18 protein-coding genes are annotated in these 17,471 nt (G+C 58.0%); 10 read left to right on the top strand and 8 right to left on the bottom strand.

Annotated elements, in window-relative coordinates; genetic code table 11:
* Positions 1-6: 6 nt before the first annotated feature.
* The 3 genes from ACR42C_RS11050 to ACR42C_RS11040 all read left to right on the top strand — a co-directional run bounded on the left by ACR42C_RS11050 (position 7) and on the right by ACR42C_RS11040 (position 3,200).
* Positions 7-1,089 carry an HlyD family secretion protein gene (locus tag ACR42C_RS11050; protein ID WP_479985130.1) on the top strand — a complete coding sequence of 361 codons (1,083 nt, stop codon included), beginning with the start codon at positions 7-9 and terminating at the stop codon, positions 1,087-1,089.
* Positions 1,086-2,465 (top strand): efflux transporter outer membrane subunit, encoded by a 1,380-nt coding sequence (locus ACR42C_RS11045; RefSeq protein WP_163329267.1) that lies wholly within the window; start codon positions 1,086-1,088, stop codon positions 2,463-2,465. The genes ACR42C_RS11050 and ACR42C_RS11045 overlap by 4 nt, the downstream gene beginning before the upstream one ends.
* A gap of 75 nt (positions 2,466-2,540) precedes the next feature.
* A complete protein-coding gene (locus tag ACR42C_RS11040) occupies positions 2,541-3,200 on the top strand; it encodes an O-methyltransferase (protein ID WP_316379092.1) in 660 nt (219 codons plus the stop codon).
* A 65-nt stretch (positions 3,201-3,265) separates the two neighbouring features.
* On the opposite strand, the gene hrpA is transcribed toward ACR42C_RS11040, so the two are convergent.
* Positions 3,266-7,168, bottom strand: coding sequence for an ATP-dependent RNA helicase HrpA (gene hrpA, locus ACR42C_RS11035; protein WP_316379091.1), 3,903 nt, complete (start codon positions 7,166-7,168; stop codon positions 3,266-3,268).
* Positions 7,169-7,373: 205 nt separating this feature from the next.
* On the opposite strand from hrpA, the gene azoR reads away from it, so the two are divergent.
* The gene (gene azoR, locus ACR42C_RS11030) at positions 7,374-7,979 is read left to right on the top strand and encodes an FMN-dependent NADH-azoreductase (protein WP_116340063.1); all 606 of its coding nucleotides are present in this window, start codon (positions 7,374-7,376) and stop codon (positions 7,977-7,979) included.
* A gap of 90 nt (positions 7,980-8,069) precedes the next feature.
* A complete protein-coding gene (locus ACR42C_RS11025; RefSeq protein ID WP_163329261.1) occupies positions 8,070-8,756 on the top strand; it encodes an RluA family pseudouridine synthase in 687 nt (228 codons plus the stop codon).
* A 7-nt stretch (positions 8,757-8,763) separates the two neighbouring features.
* On the opposite strand, the gene ACR42C_RS11020 is transcribed toward ACR42C_RS11025, so the two are convergent.
* Complete coding sequence (locus ACR42C_RS11020) at positions 8,764-9,303, bottom strand: DUF2058 domain-containing protein (protein WP_229225830.1); 540 nt, start codon at positions 9,301-9,303, stop codon at positions 8,764-8,766.
* 141 nt (positions 9,304-9,444) lie between these two features.
* Here ACR42C_RS11020 and ACR42C_RS11015 point away from each other — a divergent pair, with 141 nt between their 5' ends.
* From ACR42C_RS11015 to ACR42C_RS11005, 3 genes are all read left to right on the top strand, one after another.
* Positions 9,445-9,921: a GNAT family N-acetyltransferase gene (locus ACR42C_RS11015; RefSeq protein WP_316379090.1), complete on the top strand. Its 477-nt coding sequence runs from the start codon at positions 9,445-9,447 to the stop codon at positions 9,919-9,921.
* A 123-nt stretch (positions 9,922-10,044) separates the two neighbouring features.
* Positions 10,045-11,019, top strand: coding sequence for a DUF1852 domain-containing protein (locus ACR42C_RS11010; RefSeq protein ID WP_479985129.1), 975 nt, complete (start codon positions 10,045-10,047; stop codon positions 11,017-11,019).
* A gap of 23 nt (positions 11,020-11,042) precedes the next feature.
* Positions 11,043-12,071, top strand: a complete 1,029-nt coding sequence (locus ACR42C_RS11005) for a methionine synthase (protein WP_023311627.1) — start codon at positions 11,043-11,045, stop codon at positions 12,069-12,071.
* A gap of 5 nt (positions 12,072-12,076) precedes the next feature.
* On the opposite strand, the gene ACR42C_RS11000 is transcribed toward ACR42C_RS11005, so the two are convergent.
* Complete coding sequence (locus tag ACR42C_RS11000; RefSeq protein WP_479985128.1) at positions 12,077-13,009, bottom strand: LysR family transcriptional regulator; 933 nt, start codon at positions 13,007-13,009, stop codon at positions 12,077-12,079.
* Between the two features lie 95 nt (positions 13,010-13,104).
* Between ACR42C_RS11000 and ACR42C_RS10995 the strand changes: the two genes are divergently transcribed.
* Both ACR42C_RS10995 and ACR42C_RS10990 read left to right on the top strand, forming a co-directional pair.
* Positions 13,105-13,539, top strand: coding sequence for a DMT family transporter (locus ACR42C_RS10995; RefSeq protein WP_233003536.1), 435 nt, complete (start codon positions 13,105-13,107; stop codon positions 13,537-13,539).
* A 4-nt stretch (positions 13,540-13,543) separates the two neighbouring features.
* On the top strand, positions 13,544-14,002 hold the full coding sequence (locus ACR42C_RS10990) for a DMT family transporter (RefSeq protein WP_233003537.1): 459 nt from the start codon (positions 13,544-13,546) through the stop codon (positions 14,000-14,002).
* Between the two features lie 2 nt (positions 14,003-14,004).
* On the opposite strand, the gene ACR42C_RS10985 is transcribed toward ACR42C_RS10990, so the two are convergent.
* The 5 genes from ACR42C_RS10985 to ACR42C_RS10965 are packed head-to-tail and all read right to left on the bottom strand — an operon-like array spanning position 14,005 to position 17,471.
* Positions 14,005-14,532 carry a DUF3833 domain-containing protein gene (locus tag ACR42C_RS10985; RefSeq protein WP_479985127.1) on the bottom strand — a complete coding sequence of 176 codons (528 nt, stop codon included), beginning with the start codon at positions 14,530-14,532 and terminating at the stop codon, positions 14,005-14,007.
* Positions 14,529-15,053, bottom strand: a complete 525-nt coding sequence (locus tag ACR42C_RS10980; protein WP_479985126.1) for a chalcone isomerase family protein — start codon at positions 15,051-15,053, stop codon at positions 14,529-14,531. Before ACR42C_RS10980 ends, ACR42C_RS10985 begins: the two co-directional genes overlap by 4 nt.
* The gene (locus ACR42C_RS10975) at positions 15,050-15,535 is read right to left on the bottom strand and encodes a DUF2878 domain-containing protein (protein WP_479985125.1); all 486 of its coding nucleotides are present in this window, start codon (positions 15,533-15,535) and stop codon (positions 15,050-15,052) included. Before ACR42C_RS10975 ends, ACR42C_RS10980 begins: the two co-directional genes overlap by 4 nt.
* Positions 15,532-16,752, bottom strand: coding sequence for an SAM-dependent methyltransferase (locus tag ACR42C_RS10970; RefSeq protein ID WP_302218549.1), 1,221 nt, complete (start codon positions 16,750-16,752; stop codon positions 15,532-15,534). The genes ACR42C_RS10975 and ACR42C_RS10970 overlap by 4 nt, the downstream gene beginning before the upstream one ends.
* On the bottom strand, positions 16,749-17,471 hold the full coding sequence (locus ACR42C_RS10965) for a DUF1365 domain-containing protein (RefSeq protein WP_479985124.1): 723 nt from the start codon (positions 17,469-17,471) through the stop codon (positions 16,749-16,751). Before ACR42C_RS10965 ends, ACR42C_RS10970 begins: the two co-directional genes overlap by 4 nt.

Raw genomic sequence — 17,471 nt, 5'->3', positions numbered from 1 at the left:
GAATTTATGAGTCAGCAGGATGCCGCCAAAGAGCAGGCCAACACCCGCAAAAATGTGCGCATTGTGTCCGTTTTTACCGCCGCCGCCATCGGTATAGTCGGCGTACTGGTGATCCTTTATGCATGGCAGCTGCCGCCGTTTACCCGCCACGCGCAGTTTACTGACAACGCCTACGTGCGCGGCCAGACGACGTTCATCAGCCCCCAGGTTAACGGCTATATCACCGAGGTGAAGGTTCAGGACTTTGTGCAGGTCAAAAAAGGTGACCTGCTGTTGCAGATCGACGACCGAATCTATCGTCAGCGCGTCCATCAGGCCGAGGCACAGCTGGCGATGAAAATTGCAGCCCTGAATAACAACCTACAGCAGCGTAAAAGCGCCGAAGCGACCATCGCCAAAAATGACGCCGCGCTGAAAAATGCCCGCGCCCAGAGCCTGAAAACCCAGGCGGATCTAAAGCGCGTGAAGGATCTGACGGCAGACGGATCGCTTTCCATTCGCGAACGTGATGCCGCGCTGGCCAGCGCCGCCAAGGGCAGCGCCGACATCGACCAGGCGAAAGCCACGCTTGAGATGTCGCGTCAGGATCTGCAGACGGTGATTGTGAACCGCGGCGCGCTGGAGGCGGATGTTGAAAACGCCAAAGCGGCGCTGGAGCTGGCGCAGATTGACCTGCAAAACACCCGCATTATCGCCCCGCGCGACGGCCAGCTCGGTCAGATTGCCGTGCGTCTCGGGGCGTATGTAACCGCCGGAACGCACCTCACTACCCTTGTGCCGCCTCAGCACTGGGTGATCGCCAACATCAAAGAGACCCAGCTGGCGGAGCTGCGCGTCGGCCAGCCAGTGAAATTCACCGTCGATGCCTTAAACAACAAGGCGTATCAGGGCCGCGTGGAGAGCATCTCCCCGGCGACCGGGGTTGAATTCAGCGCCATCACGCCAGACAACGCTACCGGCAACTTTGTAAAAATCGCCCAGCGTATTCCGGTGCGTATTGAGGTGCTGGGTGAAGAAGATGCGTACAAACTGCTGCGTCCGGGTATGTCGGTACAGGTGACGATTGATACGCGGGAGGCGAAGCAATGACTCTTCGCCCGATAGCCGGTCTGGTGCTGGCGGTCATGCTGGCCGGATGCCAGTCCGTCGATGTCAAACCGGCGCAGCCGACGCTGCAAATTCCTGCCCAGTGGCGTGCTGACGCCGGTCCTGCCAGCCCGACGGAGCAGCTCTGGTGGCGTAATTTTCATGACAACAACCTCAACCGCTACGTGGATCAGGCGCTTAAGAACAACAGCGACGTGCTGATCGCCCGCGAACGAATTAACGAGTATCAGGCGCGGGTCTTTGCTGCCGACGGCAGCCTGTTTCCGTCCCTTGACGCGGGCGTAACGGGGACGCGCGCCCGGTCGCAATCCGCCGCGACCGGGCTGCCGGTCTACGGCACACTGTACAGAGGCAGCCTAACGGCGAGCTATGACGTTGATATTTGGGGCGTCAACCGCAGCACAGCCAATGCCGCCGAAGCCTCGCTGGCAGCGCAAAAAGCCGCCGCTGCCGCCGCGGATCTCACCGTCGCGTCGTCCGTTGCCTCCGGGTACGTCACCCTGCTCTCGCTTGACGAACAGCTGCGCGTGACCGAATCCACGCTGAAATCGCGCGAGGAGGCGTTTAAGCTCGCCAAACGCCAGCTTGAGACGGGCTACAGCTCTCGCCTGGAGCTGATGCAGTCGGATTCCGAGCTTCGCTCAACGCGGGCGCAGGTGCCCGTGCTGCGGCATCAGATAGCGCAACAGGAGAATGCCCTGAGCCTGCTGCTGGGAAGCAATCCCGGCGCGGTGGCTCGCAGCGAAAGCTTTGCGGCGCTGACGCCGCTCACGCTGCCGTCGCAGCTGCCTTCTACGCTGCTGAATCGCAGGCCGGATATCGTTCAGGCCGAGCGACAGCTGGTTGCGGCTGACGCCTCGCTTGCCGCGTCACGCGCCAGCCTGCTGCCGTCGATCAACCTGACCGCAACCGGATCGATTCAGGATCGTACGCTTTCCGGCCTGCTGGACAACCCGCTTCAGCTCTGGAGCGCAGGCGGCAGTATTCTCGCCCCGCTCCTTAACCGCCAGGCGCTGAACGCGCAGGTGGATATTTCCCAGTCCCAGCGTAACCAGGCGCTGTACGCCTATGAAAAAACCGTGCGTAACGCGTTTGCCGAGGTGAACAACAGCCTTGATGCCATTACGCGCTATCAGGAACAGCTGACGGAGCTGCTTGCCCAGCAGGACGTGGCCCAGGAGACGCTGCGCATAGCCCAGAATCGCTATCGCAACGGCTACTCCTCTTATCTGGACGTGCTGGACGCGCAGCGCACGCTGTACTCGGTCCAGACCAGCGTGGTGCAGGTGAAAAATAACCTGCTGCTGGCGCAGATCGATTTGTACAGGGCGCTGGGCGGCGGCTGGAAGAACGCATGAACCGCCTTGCGCGCTGATGCCCTCACCCCGACCCTCTCCCACAGGGAGAGGGAGAAAAATCCAAGGAGTCAATCTATGCAACAACAATGGTCTGCAGTAGATAATTACATGATTTCTTCGCTTATCCCTGACGATGACGTACTTCATCAGGTACTGGAAAACAACAAACGCGCCGGGCTACCCGAACACGACGTAGCGGCCAATCAGGGGCAGCTGCTGGCGCTGTTCGTACGCATGACGCAGGCGCGGCGGATACTTGAGATCGGTACGCTGGGTGCCTATAGCTCAATCTGGATGGCGCGCGCCCTGCCGCCGGATGGAAAGCTGATTACGCTTGAGGCTGACCCGACGCATGCCAATGTTGCCCGCCAGAATATTCACCTCGCGGGGCTAAACGATCGCATTGAACTGATTGAAGGCCCAGCGCTGAACTCGCTGGAGAATTTCGGTGACGTTTCCCCGTTCGATTTAATTTTTATCGATGCCGATAAGCCCAACAATCCCGGCTATCTGGAGTGGGCGCTGCACTATTCCCGTCCCGGCACGATAATCATTGGCGATAACGTGGTGCGCGACGGCGAAGTCATTAACGGGGAAAGCGACGACGCGCGCGTGCAGGGCGTGCGGCGTTTTATCGAGATGATTGGGGATAACCCGCGCGTAACCGCCACCGCGCTGCAGACGGTGGGGGTTAAAGGATGGGATGGGTTTACGCTGGCGATGGTGAACGGGTGAAAAAATGTGCGGGATGATGCCCTCACCCCGCCCCTCTCCCACAGGGAGAGGGAGAAAACCGGGGCTTAAGCGGAAATCTGCTCCATCGCCTGCAGAATACGCTTATCCGAAATCGGATACGGCGTACCGAGCTGCTGGGCAAAGAAGCTGACGCGCAGCTCCTCGATCATCCAGCGGATCGCCTGCACGTCTTCATCGTCGCGGCGCGTCGGCGGCAGCTTGTTTAGCCACTGCTGCCACGCCTGCTGCACGCTTTCGACCTTCAGCATCTGCGCGCGATCGCGGTGCGGATCGATGGCCATTTTCTCCAGACGTTTTTCAATCGCCTGGAGATAACGCAGGGTGTCACCCAGGCGTGCGAAGCCATTCCCGGTGACAAAGCCGCGGTACACCAGCCCCGCCATCTGCGCCTTCACGTCCGAGAGCCCCAGCGCCATGGTCATATCCACGCGCCCCTTCAGGCGCTTGTTGATATTGAACACAGCGGTAAGGATCTGCTCGACCTGTTTGGCAATCTCCACTACGGTGTCGTTCAGCTCGGCGCGCACCTTCTCATGAAGCTGTGCAAAGCCCTCTTCCGTCCAGACCGGACCGCCTGCCTCGTGGATCAGCTTGTCCACGCCGCAGGAGATGCAGTCGTCAATCAGATCCAGCACCTTGCCGTACGGGTTAAAGTAGAGCCCCAGCTTGGCCTTGTTCGGCAGCTTCTCGTGCAGATACTTGATCGGCGACGGGATGTTCAGCAGCAGCAGGCGGCGCAGCCCGCGCCACATCATCTGCTGCTGTTCCTGCGGATTATCAAAGAGTTTGATCGCCACGCTGTCGCGCTCGTCCACCAGCGCAGGCCAGGCCTTGACCTTATAGTTCCCGCGCTTCTGCTCGTAGCTTTCCGGAAGCTGGCCAAAGCTCCAGATGTGCAGCCCACTTTGCTCGATACCATCGTCCGCCACCGCAGAAAGCGTCTCCTGAACTTTCCCCTTCAGCGCCTCTTTCAGCTCGCTCAGCGAACGCCCTTCCAGCAGCTTTTTGTTTTTATCGTCCACTACGCGGAAGCTGATTTTCAGGTGATCGGGCACCTGATCCCAGTTCCAGTCTTCGCGGTCGATGGTGGTACCGGTCATGCGGCGGAACTCGCGCTCCAGCGCGTCCAGCAGCGGCAGCTCCAGCGGCGTGACGCGGCCTAAAAACGCTTCCGCATAGTTTGGCGCAGGTACAAAGTTACGGCGCACCGGTTTCGGCAGGGATTTGATCAGCGCAATCACCAGCTCGCGGCGCAGGCCGGGGATTTGCCACTCAAAGCCGCCCTCATCGACCTGATTTAACAGCGGCAGCGGAATATGAACGGTCACGCCATCCGCGTCGGCACCCGGTTCAAACTGATAGGTCAGCCGCAGCTTAAGGTTTCCCTGATGCCAGAAGTTCGGGTAGTCGAGCTTGCTGACCGACTCCGCCCCCTCTTTAATAAGCATGCTCTTTTCGAAGTTGAGCAGGTCCGGCGTCTCTTTGCTGGCCTTTTTCCACCAGCTGTCGAAGTGGCGGGCGGAGATAACATCGTGGCTGATGCGCTGGTCGTAAAACTCAAACAGCGCCTCATCGTCCACCAGAATATCGCGACGGCGGGACTTGTGCTCAAGCTCCTCCACCTCGGCACGCAGCTTCAGGTTTTCACGGAAGAAGGCGTGACGCGTCTGCCAGTCCCCCTCCACCAGCGCGTGGCGGATAAACAGCTCGCGGCTGAGTGCCGGATCGATCTGGCTGTAGTTAACCTTACGCGCGGCGACCACCGGCAGGCCGTAAACGGTCACCTTTTCGGTCGCCATTACCGCGCCCTGCGCGCGCTCCCAGTGCGGTTCACTGTACGAGCGTTTCAGCAGGTGCTGCGCCACCGGCTCAACCCATTCCGGATCGATACGCGCGGCAATGCGCCCCCACAGGCGGCTGGTTTCCACCAGCTCGGCGACCATGGTCCATTTCGGCGGCTTTTTGAACAGGCCGGAACCGGGGAAGATGGAGAAGCGAGCGTTGCGCGCGCCGGTGTACTCCTGCTTGTCCGCATCTTTCATCCCGATATGCGACAACAGGCCGGTCAGCAGCGCGATATGAATTTCGCGGTACTCCGCCGGCTCGCTGTTAACCGGAATACCCAGCTCTTTCACCACCTGGCGCAACTGGGTGTAGATATCCTGCCACTCGCGAACGCGCAGGTAGTTGAGGAAATCCACGCGGCACTGACGGCGGAACTGGTTCGAGGAGAGCGCTTTCTGCTGCTCGCCGAGATAGTTCCACAGGTTCACGAAGGCGAGGAAGTCGGACTCTTTGTCGTGGAAGCGACGATGCTTTTCGTCAGACGCCTGCTGTTTGTCCATCGGACGCTCGCGCGGGTCCTGGATGGAGAGCGCCGAGGTAATGATCATCGCCTCGCGCACGCAGCCGTGCTTTTGCGCTTCCAGCACCATACGGGCCAGACGCGGATCCACCGGCAGCTGGCTGAGCTGGCGGCCCAGCGGCGTCAGCTTATAGATGCTCGCCTGTTCGTCGGTGGTAATGGCGCCAAGCTCTTCCAGCAGACGTACGCCGTCCTGAATGTTGCGCTTGTCCGGCGCTTCGACGAACGGGAACGCCGCGATGTCGCCCAGCCCCAGCGCGGTCATCTGCAGGATAACGGACGCCAGGTTGGTGCGCAGAATTTCCGGGTCGGTAAATTCCGGACGTGACAGGAAATCATCTTCGGAATAGAGACGAATACAGATCCCTTCCGACACGCGGCCGCAGCGGCCTTTACGCTGGTTAGCAGAAGCCTGAGAGACCGGCTCAATCGGCAGCCGCTGAACCTTCGTGCGGTAGCTGTAGCGGCTGATGCGCGCCGTGCCCGGGTCGATCACGTATTTAATCCCCGGCACGGTGAGCGAGGTTTCCGCCACGTTGGTCGCCAGAACGATACGGCGTCCGCTGTGCGGCTGGAAGACGCGGTTCTGTTCGCTGTTGGACAGGCGGGCATACAGCGGCAGGATTTCCGTGTGGCGCAGGTCGCGCTTGCTGAGCGCATCGGCGGTATCGCGGATCTCGCGCTCGCCGCTCATGAAGATCAGAATGTCGCCCGCGCTTTCGTTGCCCAGCTCGTCAACGGCGTCGAAGATGGCCTGCAGCTGGTCGCGCTCGGTATCATCCGCCTCTTCAACAATCGGGCGATAGCGCACTTCAACCGGATACGTGCGGCCTGACACCTCAATAATCGGCGCATTGTTGAAATGCTTCGAGAAGCGTTCCGGGTCGATGGTCGCGGAGGTGATGATGATTTTGAGATCCGGGCGACGCGGCAGCAGCTCTTTCAGGTAGCCGAGCAGGAAGTCGATGTTCAGGCTGCGCTCGTGCGCTTCGTCAATGATGATGGTGTCGTACTGCATCAGCAGGCGATCCTGCTGGATTTCCGCCAGCAGAATACCGTCGGTCATCAGCTTGACCATGGTGTTATCACTAACGTGGTCGCTGAATCGCACCTTATAACCAATGCAGCCGCCCGGCTCCGTCTGCAACTCTTCGGCAATACGGTTCGCCACGGTACGCGCCGCCAGACGACGCGGCTGGGTGTGGCCAATCAGCCCTTTTAGCCCTCGCCCAAGCTCCATACAGATTTTCGGCAGCTGGGTGGTTTTTCCCGAACCGGTTTCACCCGCGACAATCACTACCTGGTGGTCGCGAACGGCCTCAAGGATGTCCTGTTTTTTCTGGCTGACGGGGAGGTTTTCCGGGTAGGTAATCGCCGGACGTGCGGCTTCGCGCAGCACAACCTTCCCTGCCGCCTGTTCAATCTCTTTCGCCATCTCCTGGTAAATGGCCTGTTGTGCATCAGGATTTTTAACCTTCTTCACGCCGTGCAGCCGGCGTGAAAACCGCTGTTTATCGCGCAGCATCAGGGAATCAAGCTGTTGCAGGAGCATCGGGAAGGTGATTTTTTGTTGTTCTGTCATAGCATTAATGGGCAGTGCTCTGCCGGGTAAAATCTCTTTTTAATGATTGCTATAGAGTACCACATCGACGCTTTCAGCGCCTTATTCAAAAAATTCGAACATAGGCTTCGATATATTGCGCTATCCCTGCGACAGGATTGTGAATAGAGTGTCAACAAGCAACGGGGCAACCCCCTTCAATCAAATGCAAAAACAGGAATCACCCATGAGCAAAGTATTAGTTTTGAAATCCAGCATTCTGGCAGGGTACTCTCAGTCTGGTCAGCTGTCTGATTACTTCGTTGAACAGTGGCGTGAACAGCATTCCGCAGATCAAATCACCGTGCGTGACCTGGCTGCAAACCCAATTCCTGTGCTGGACGGCGAGTTGGTTGGCGCGCTGCGCCCAAGCGATGCACCGCTGTCTCCACGTCAGCAGGAAGCGCTGGCCCTGTCCGACGAGCTGATTGCTGAGCTGCAGGCGCACGACGTTATCGTTATCAACGCCCCAATGTACAACTTCAACATCCCTACCCAGCTGAAGAACTACTTCGACCTGGTGGCGCGCGCTGGCGTAACCTTCCGCTACACCGAGAACGGCCCTGAAGGTCTGGTGAAAGGTAAACGTGCGATCGTCCTGACCAGCCGTGGCGGCATCCATAAAGATACCCCAACCGACCTGGTTGCGCCGTACCTGAGCCTGTTCCTGGGCTTCATCGGCATCACCGACGTGAACTTCGTGTTCGCTGAAGGTATCGCTTACGGTCCGGAAGTGGCGACCAAAGCGCAGACCGATGCGAAAGCCGCCATCGACAGCCTGGTAGCAGCGTAAGATTTTGCCCTCTCACCGCCCGGTGGGAGGGTTTTTCTTTTTCCCCGCATTTCGTTATCATCCGCACCTACTCTCCAGCCGGGCGGCCTGATGTCTGCGATTATCGATTCTTTTATAGCCCCACCGTGTCACGACGACATCAATATCCTCTGGCAGGATGAACATCTGCTGCTGATCGATAAGCCTTCCGGCCTGCTCAGCCTCTCGGGCAAAAATCCGCAAAACCTCGATTCTGTCCATTATCGTCTGGTCCAGACGTTCCCCGGCTGCACGCTGGTACACCGTCTGGATTTCGGCACGTCCGGGCTGATGGTGGTTGCGCGCAATAAGGCCATCAACGCGGCGCTGTGCCAGCAGTTCAGCCAGCGCAGCGTGGAGAAAGTCTACAGCGCTCTGCTTTGCGGACATCTGGAAAACGATGAGGGAGTCATAGACGCACCGATTGCCAAAGACCCGGCGCTGTTTCCGCTGATGTCGATCTGCGCCATCAACGGTAAACCCGCCCGCTCCCGCTATCGGGTGGTGGAACGGTTTTATCAGGGTACGGGACTGCCGTTAACGCGGGTTGAACTCACGCCGGAAACCGGGCGAACCCACCAGCTGCGCATCCACTGCCAGCGGCTGGGGCACCCGATTCTGGGCTGCGATCTGTATGGCGGTCTTGACGCGCCGGGGGCTGAGGGAACGCCCCGGCTGATGCTGCATGCAAGCGTTCTGAATTTTATTCATCCCGTGAGCGGAGAGCCGGTTAACGCCCGTCACGCCGCCCCGTTCTGAATGCGGTTTACCACATCAAATCGTCAGGGATTTTGAAGTCCGCGTACGGATCGTCTTCGTCCTGTTCTTCCTGGCTCAGCGCGCTGTTAAGCACGATGCTGTCGGCATCGCGCTGGGCGATTTTATCGGCCACTACCGCCGGAATAATCGCGTATTCGCAGTCGCCGCTGGCGTTAATCACCAGACGGGCAATCGCCAGACGACCGTTGATCAGCTGAGTTTGCGTCTGCTTGTCGACCTCGATTTTTTTGATGAGAGTACCGTCGGTGAAGTTAAAGGTGATGTTGCCTTTCGCCACGGTGATGCGGTTCATCTCGATCAGCTGCTTCACCTGCGCTTTAAACTCTTTCGCGAGTACGGCCTGCTTCTGCTGCTCGCTCAGCAGCTTGTCACGCTCGATCTGCGCCTTCTTGTTCTCTTCTACCGCTTCCCGAGCCTCACGCGCCTGAACGCGTGATTTCTTTGCCGTGCGCTGCACTTTCGCCGCTTTTTTGCTGCTGACCAGGCCCGCTTTCAGCATCTGCTCTTGTAAGGTGAGTTTTGTCATGATCGTTTCTAAACCGGTTGGAAATTTTGGGGATTATAGCGTCATTAAGCGCGTGCCGAAACATAAGTAAAACATAGGACGACTCAACTTAACCGTCTGATAATTTGACGTCTGAAAAATAAAGCTCAATGGAATCCTCCAATGATAACGATTAAAAAAGCCGACCTGCACACTTCTGAATCCCTGCGTCTGATTGAAAAATTGTCATCAGAACTGGCGAATATCACCGGGGATGGCGGCAGGCGTCATTTTAACGTCGACTCGATGATGGCCGAACGCGCCCTGTGGGTTGTCGCCAGGAATGAAAAAGATAAAGCCGTTGGATGTGCGGCTTTGCGCCCCCTCTCCGAACAGGTTGCGGAGCTGAAACGCATGTATTCCGACAGGAGCGAGCCGGGGATTGGTAAGGCTTTACTGGCTTTTCTTGAAGCGTCGGCACTACGTCCAGGCTATAGCGAAATCTGGCTAGAAACCCGACACGTTAATGCACGTGCGGTGAAATTTTATGAGCGAAATGGCTACCGTGTAATTGATAACTATGGCCCCTACATCGGCAGGCAAGAAGCCGTCTGTTTCGCAAAAAAACTGACGCTGCACGAGAGTCGAGGGAATTTGTGATCAACATCATGAACTTCGCTCATGTTGCATTGAAATTAAGTCACTTCCCCTGCGCCGCGGGCTCAGGCATAAATTATGCATCGGTAACTTCTTAGCAACATGAACTTAGGATGCATAACCACAATGAGCAAAGCTTTCACATATACCCTTAAGCGCAGTTGCTTCGATGAGAATTACAACCCGTCTGAAAATACGCGTACGACCACCAACTTTGCCAACCTGGCGCGCGGAGAAAAACGTCAGGAAAACCTGCGCAATACGCTGGTGATGATCAACAACCGCTTTAACGCCCTGGCGCACTGGGATAACCCAAATGCCGATCGCTACGCGGTTGAGCTTGAAATTATCTCAGTTGACCTGAACATTGGCGCGGAAAAGCCGTTCCCGGCCATTGAGGTATTACAAACGTATATTGTCGACAAGAAAAATAACCAGCGCATCCCTGGCATTGTCGGGAATAATTTCTCTTCTTACGTGCGGGATTATGATTTCAGCGTGCGGCTGCTGGAACACAATAAGAATCAGCAGCACTTTAGCATTCCGGATAAATTTGGCGAACTGCACGGCAATATTTTCCGCCATTTTAGAAATTCCCCGGAATATAAAGAGAGCTTCAAAAAGGGCCCGGTAATCTGCCTGAGCGTTTCCAGCAAAGACACCTACCGCCGCACCGGCAACCAGCATCCTGTGCTGGGCATTGAGTATCATCCCGATGGCGAGTCGCTAACGGAACTGTACTTCGCCAAAATGGGCCTGAAGGTGCGCTACTTCATGCCGGAGAATAGCGTGGCGCCTTTCGCGTTCTTCTTTACCGGGGATTTACTGAGTGATTATACCGATCTGGAACTGATTGCCACCATCAGCACGATGGAGACGTTCCAGAAAATCTATCGCCCGGAAATTTATAACGCAAACTCGGCGGCGGGACTGTTTTATCGCCCTGATCTGAACCAACAGGACCATTCATTAACCAAAATTGTTTATGACCGCGAAGAGCGAAGCCGCCTGGCGATTGAACAGGGTCGATTTACTGAAGAATATTTCATTAAGCCTTATAAACACATTCTTGAGCAGTGGTCTGATAACTACGCGCTTTAATTTATCAAAAAAGGTCTTTTATTATGAAAACATTGCTCCCGACGTCTACAGCTGGCAGCCTGCCTAAGCCGACCTGGCTTGCGCAACCTGAAACGCTCTGGTCTCCGTGGAAGTTGCAGGATCAGGAACTGCTGGCGGGTAAACAGGATGCGCTGCGCCTGTCTCTGGATGAGCAGATCCGTGCGGGAATCGATATTGTCAGCGACGGGGAACAGACCCGCCAGCACTTCGTCACCACCTTTATTGAACACCTGAGCGGCGTCGATTTTGAGAACCGCCAGACGGTGCGCATTCGTAACCGCTATGACGCCAGCGTGCCGACCGTGGTTTCTGCTGTTGCGCGTCAGAAGCCGGTATTCGTGGACGATGCGAAGTACCTGCGCCAGCTTACCGATAAGCCGATCAAATGGGCCCTGCCCGGGCCGATGACTATGATCGACACCCTTTACGACGCGCATTATAAAAGCCGCGAAAAGCTGGCCTGGGAATTCGCCAAAATTCTCAATCAGGAAGCGCGTGAGTTAGAGGCCGCGGGCGTGGATATTATCCAGTTTGATGAACCGGCGTTTAACGTCTTTTTTGACGAGGTCAACGACTGGGGCATCGCCGCGCTGGAGCGTGCAATCGAAGGGCTGAAGTGCGAAACCGCGGTACACATCTGCTACGGCTATGGCATCAAGGCCAATACCGACTGGAAAAAGACGCTCGGATCCGAGTGGCGCCAGTACGAAGAGGCCTTCCCTAAGCTGCAGACCTCTAACATCGACATCATCTCCCTGGAGTGCCACAACTCCCGCGTACCGATGGATCTGCTGGAGCTGATCCGTGGTAAGAAAGTGATGGTCGGCGCGATTGACGTAGCAACCAACGCCGTTGAAACGCCGGAGGAAGTGGCCGATACGCTGCGTAAAGCGCTGCAGTTCGTCGATGCGGACAAGCTTTACCCGTCAACCAACTGCGGCATGGCTCCGCTTTCTCGCCAGGTGGCTAACGGCAAGCTGAAAGCACTCAGCGCCGGCGCAGAGATCATCCGCAAGGAGCTCGGCGCGTAATTGCCTTACGCTTGCCAGTAGAGCGGCGAGCCGAAAAACGCTACGTAATAATCAATCACCGCCCTGACGTTCAGGGGCGGATGACGTGCGTTAGGGTAAATCGCCGCGATATTCAGTTGCTCCGTGTTGATGGCGCAGGCCATTTCCGGCATAAGGGCGACCAGCTCCCCCCGCTGCAGCCTGTCGCCAATCAGCCAGTCCGGAAACAGGACGATCCCCATCCCACCCAGCGCGGCAACGAGCAGCGACTCCGCACTATTGGACGTCATCAGCGGCGCGACAGGATAGTGCACCCAATTCTCCCCCTTGCGCCGCACCAGCCAGCGGTTAGGCCCGGACGAACCGCGATAGACCAGGCATTTATGCTGGCTCAGCTCGGCCGGATCGACCGGTACGCCGTGTTGACGCAGGTACGCGGGCGACGCGGCAAGGTGGTAGCGCTGCTGCCCGAAAACACGGGCGTGGAATGTCGAATCCGTCAGCGTGCCGATGCGGAAGATGAGATCGGCGGCATCCCGGTGCGGGTCGATAAAGTCATCAGTCAGCGTCAGCTCTATGGTTAACCGTGGATAACTCTCGGCCAGGCCTGCCAGGCCGGGTGCAACGTGCCTCTGTCCAAAAAATACCGGCCCGTTAATGCGGACCGTGCCGGAAGGTTCGGTCGAACGCTCATCCAGCTCCCGCCGCGCCTCTTCGAAGTTATCGACCATCGCCCGGGCATAGCGGATAAACAGATCCCCGCTTTCCGTGGGGATCACCGCCCGGGTATTGCGATAGAAGAGCTGCTGGCCGAGCGCGTCCTCAAGCTGATGAACAATGCGCGACACCTGCGATGCAGAAATCCCCTCCCGCCGCGCAACGACGGAAAAGTTTTGCGTTTCATAGACGGCAATAAACAGCAGCAGCGATCGAAGGTTCATGCTTCCGGCATCTGGCATTAATGCATTTCCTGCAAAGGTGTTTCCTGCATTATGGCATTTTTCTCACGAGTCTACAGACGTAATCTTCTTCGCCTGAAAACGGAGGAAGCGAAATGCAGTTTGTATTGATTTTACTGGTGATTGCCGGCGGGATGGGGCTTTCCGTTGAGGCAGGATTGCTGGGGCCATTGGGGGGAGAAGTGGGCGATTTATGGGCCACGTTCAGCATTTTCGGGGTCGGCGCTGCGCTGACCTTTCTGCTGATGCTGTTTTTCAGCCCGCGTAACAGCCCGTCGTTTTTCGCACAGCCCGGCTGGCAGCTGCTCGGCGGCGTTCTGGGTCCTGTTTACGTTGTCATTCTGACTATCGCCACGCCCGCCATCGGCATCGCCCTGACGATGATCGGTATTCTGGCGGGCCAGATTTTTAAAAGCCTGATCATTGACCACTTTGGTCTGCTCGGCACGCAGGCGCGCAAGATCGATGCCAAACGGTTTATCGCACTGGGATTCATCATTGCGGCACTGGTTCTGGTCGCGCAGGGGTAATGCTATGACGCTGATAATGATTCTTCTGGCCGTCTGCGGCGGCGCCACACTGAGCGTCCAGGCGGCGATTAACGGACAGCTCGGCAGCAATGTCGGGGTATTTAAGAGCGCGTTTCTGACGTTTTCCGTCGGCGCGCTGGTCACCGCCCTGCTGATTTTCTTCTTTGAACCTAAGCAGGCCGTCAGCCTGCTGGACGTGCCGAAATGGCAGCTACTCGGGGCGATGTTTGGCGTGCCCTATATCGTAATCATGGTGCTCGCCGTTCAGCGGATCGGCACCGCCGTCGCCACGGTCGCGGTGATCTTCGGCCAGCTCGCCATGAGTATGCTGATTGATAACTTTGGCTGGCTGAACAATCCCGCTATTCCGTTTTCACCGAGCCGTCTGGGCGCGGTGGTGTGCCTGGGGATTGCCCTGTACTTCATTTACTCCAGCAGCAAAACCGGCAATGTTCGCGACTAAGCTTACGTCTTCCGGGTGAAGAACAGCGTCACCGTGGCGACGGTGACGCCAAATTTCTTCATCTCGGTTTTATTAAACAGATGCGTTTCATCCTGCAGGTACATCCAGTCGTCAAAGTTCAGCAGCCAGGTTTTGCCGTTGGCCTTCACGTTCATGCTGTAATGCCAGTTAAAGGCGTTGCCTGCAGCCTGCCCCGTGGCAACCCCTTCAATATCCCCTGCCGTTCCCTCGTAGCGGTCGTTCCCCACGCGGCGAATATGCCAGACCCGCTGCTGCTTCTCGCCATCGTCGTAAACGAAGTGCTCGTTCAGCGTCAGCGTATCGCCAATAACGTCCCCGGCAATCTCAACGTGAAAGCGACGTATCTGCTTGCCGCTGCGATCCTGCACCATGCCCCACGCTTCGGTTTTGCCCTGAAAGTAGTCAAAAATATCAAGCCGCGGCTGCTGCTGGCGATACTCGGACACGTCGGTACTACAGCCGGCCAGCAGCATCGTGAATGCCAGCGCCAGCGTCAGGATTCGTTTCATTTTTGGCCTCCGATTAACTGCTGACGCAGCTCAGGATATTGCGTGCGGGGATCGAGCCAGATGGCCAGAAAACGGGTGCTGAACGCTTCTGACTGTCGCGGCCCGAGCGGAATAAAGGATGTTTGCGCCGCTGACGCGCGATACCAGAACTGCCCTTGCCCGTCGTCGAGCACAAACGCCAGCTGTGCGCCTGGCCGGACATCCGGCCACAGCGAGCGGAGCATCTGTAACCAGGCTTCACTCCGGGGTTCCCGTTGCAGGATCCCCTGCGCCTGCCACTGATCGCGGGTCGCCTCGACCAGCTCATCGCGATCGATATCCCGCGCATAGGTAATAATCAGCGCCTGATCCTGGTTCTCCCGACCGTAACGCCCGTCCGGAGTACGCAGCTGGGAGGTATAAACGGTGAACGGCCCCCAGGTCAGCGTGGCGTCGCCCACCTTACGCCAGGCCAGCCAGTCGGCGGCCTGGGCACCGGGAACAACCAGCATCAGCCAAAGCAGCAGAACCGCAGCTCTCATTTTTGTCTCCCCATCAGCAGGTGGAAAAACAGCATCAACACCAGCCAGCCCGGCGCCATCCAGCTGACGACGATAAAGGTCGGCTCCAGAAACGTGATGGCACCCAGCCGCTCGCCAAACAGGTAGGCCACCGGACCGCCCACGGCGGCCAGCAGGGTCAGCAGCCAGCCGGGTAACGTGGTGGTGCGCGTTAGCTGCGTCCAGACGGTGGCGAACATCAGCCACAATGCCACCATCCAGAGCGGCATCAGGGAGTCACCCGTGAAGGCAATCAGCCCGGTCAACGCCCAGAGCGCATCCAGCAGGCTGCCCGCCGCGGCCAGCCCAATGGCGTATAGACGGTAAGCTGACGGCAATAACATACACGCCAGGACCGCCAGCCCGAGCCAGATAATCAGGCCCTGTTCGCGAAAAAGCACCACCAGCGCCCAGTAGACATCGAACGCCACGGCCAGCAGAAAGACCTGAAGGTAACGTCTCATACGCGCTCGGCGGTCAGCTGCACCACGCTGATGGTGCGAGCGTTAAACCCGGCTTCGCAGTAGCCGAAGTAGTACAGCCACATGCGGCGAAACCGTTCATCGAAGCCGAGCTTTTCTATCTCCTGCCAGGCGTGGACAAAGCGCTGCCGCCAGTGGGCCAGCGTGCGGGCGTAGTCGGGGCCCATGTCGAAGAGATTGCGCACCACGAAATCGGTGTGGCGCGTCATCAGCTCGTTCATCGCGGTAATGCTCGGCAGGAAGCCGCCGGGAAAAATGTAGCGCTGGATAAAATCGACGCTTTTGCTGTAGTCGCGATAGCGCTGGTCCTGAATAGTGATGGCCTGAATTGCCATCCGTCCTCCGGGGCGCAGGCGCGCCTGGCAGGTACGGAAGAACGTCGGCAGATAGCGTTGCCCGACGGCCTCAATCATCTCTATCGAGACCAGCTTGTCGTACTGTCCGGTGAGGTCGCGATAGTCGCAGAGCAGTACCTCAACACGATCCTGCAACCCGGCGCGGGCGATCCGCTCGGTCGCCCAGATATATTGCTCCTGCGACAGCGTAGTGGTGGTCACCCGACAGCCATAATGACGAGCGGCGTATTCCGCCATCGCCCCCCAGCCGGTGCCAATTTCCAGCAGGTGGTCACCCGGACTTAGCGCCAGCTGGTCGCACAGGCGCGCCATTTTGGCCTGCTGAGCCGCCGTCAGATCCTGCTCGTCAGCGGTAAACAGCGCGCTGGAGTAAAGCAGCTCCTTATCCAGAAAATGGGCATAGAAGGTGTTGCCCAGGTCGTAATGGGCGGCAATATTTTCGCGAGCCTGGGCGCGAGAGTTACGCCGCGTCCAGTGGCGCAGACGCTCCAGCGGCCTGCCGAGCAGCCGGAACCCTTTCTCCAGACGACCAAGCACCTCGCCGTTGAGGGCCAGGATTTGCAGAAGCGGCGTAAGCTGCGCGGTTTCCCATTCGCCGTCCATCCATGCTTCTGCCGCAGCAAGGCTCCCGCCCGTTAAGACGCGCCAGTAGACGCCGGGCGTGAGGATCTGCACGTCCGCGTGCAGCGCGGAGGATGTCTCGCCAAAATGGAAGGTCTGCGCACCTTCACGCAGGGTGAGCGAGCCGCCGCGAATGCCGCTTAACAGACGAAACAGCAGCCAGCGCGCAATGCGAGCGTTGCGCGGGAAATCGGGTTCTAGCGCAAAAACGGGATCGGTCATGAGCGTTCACTCCTGCTGACGGGATGGTTATACAGCGGCACGCGCTTGAGCCACAGCCTCAGCGCCTGCCAGTAAATGGCGAAAACGGTTTTCAGGGTCATCAGCGGAATACGCAGCAGCAGCGAGCGCAACGTCTGGCGGGTCAGAGGTTCCCGGCGCAGCGCCAGGGTGGCGTCAAAGACCTTCGCCTCCTGATGATTTTCAATGTGCATATGCAGCGTGTTGTCCGGGTTGTTGAAGCGCCAGTGGTAGATCATGTCCATCGGGTTGAAGGGGGAAACGTGAAACGCCTTTTCCGTGGGCCGGGCATTTTGCCCGTCGACCGCGTAATAATGACGTTCGTTCCACGGCGTGTTGCGTACCTCGGCCAGCACCCAGCGAAGCGTGTTTTCCCGGTCATAGCAGTAGTAAAAGTTGACCGGATTGAAATGGAACCCGAAGTAGCGCAGCTGCGTCAGAAGCATGACCCGTCCGTCCGGACGTTCTCCGGTCAGGCTCTCCAGCCTGTTGAGCACGTTGTCTTTAAGGGGCGAGCCGAGCGGATAGTCCGCGTCGTGGAACGAAGCGGCGGCAAAGCGGTTGCGCCGCACGCCGACGGAGGCCAGCAGCGGCAGCTCATCAAGATCCAGCCAGGCCATAAAGACGCCGTAGCTGAATTCGTGGGTTTTCGGCTGAAGGCGGCGGTGGCGCAGTACGCCGTGATAGAGGCAGCTGTTCAT

It is taken from the genome of Enterobacter sp. MG-EB028 (assembly GCF_056673305.1).
This window is presented reverse-complemented; position numbering and strand designations above follow the sequence as displayed.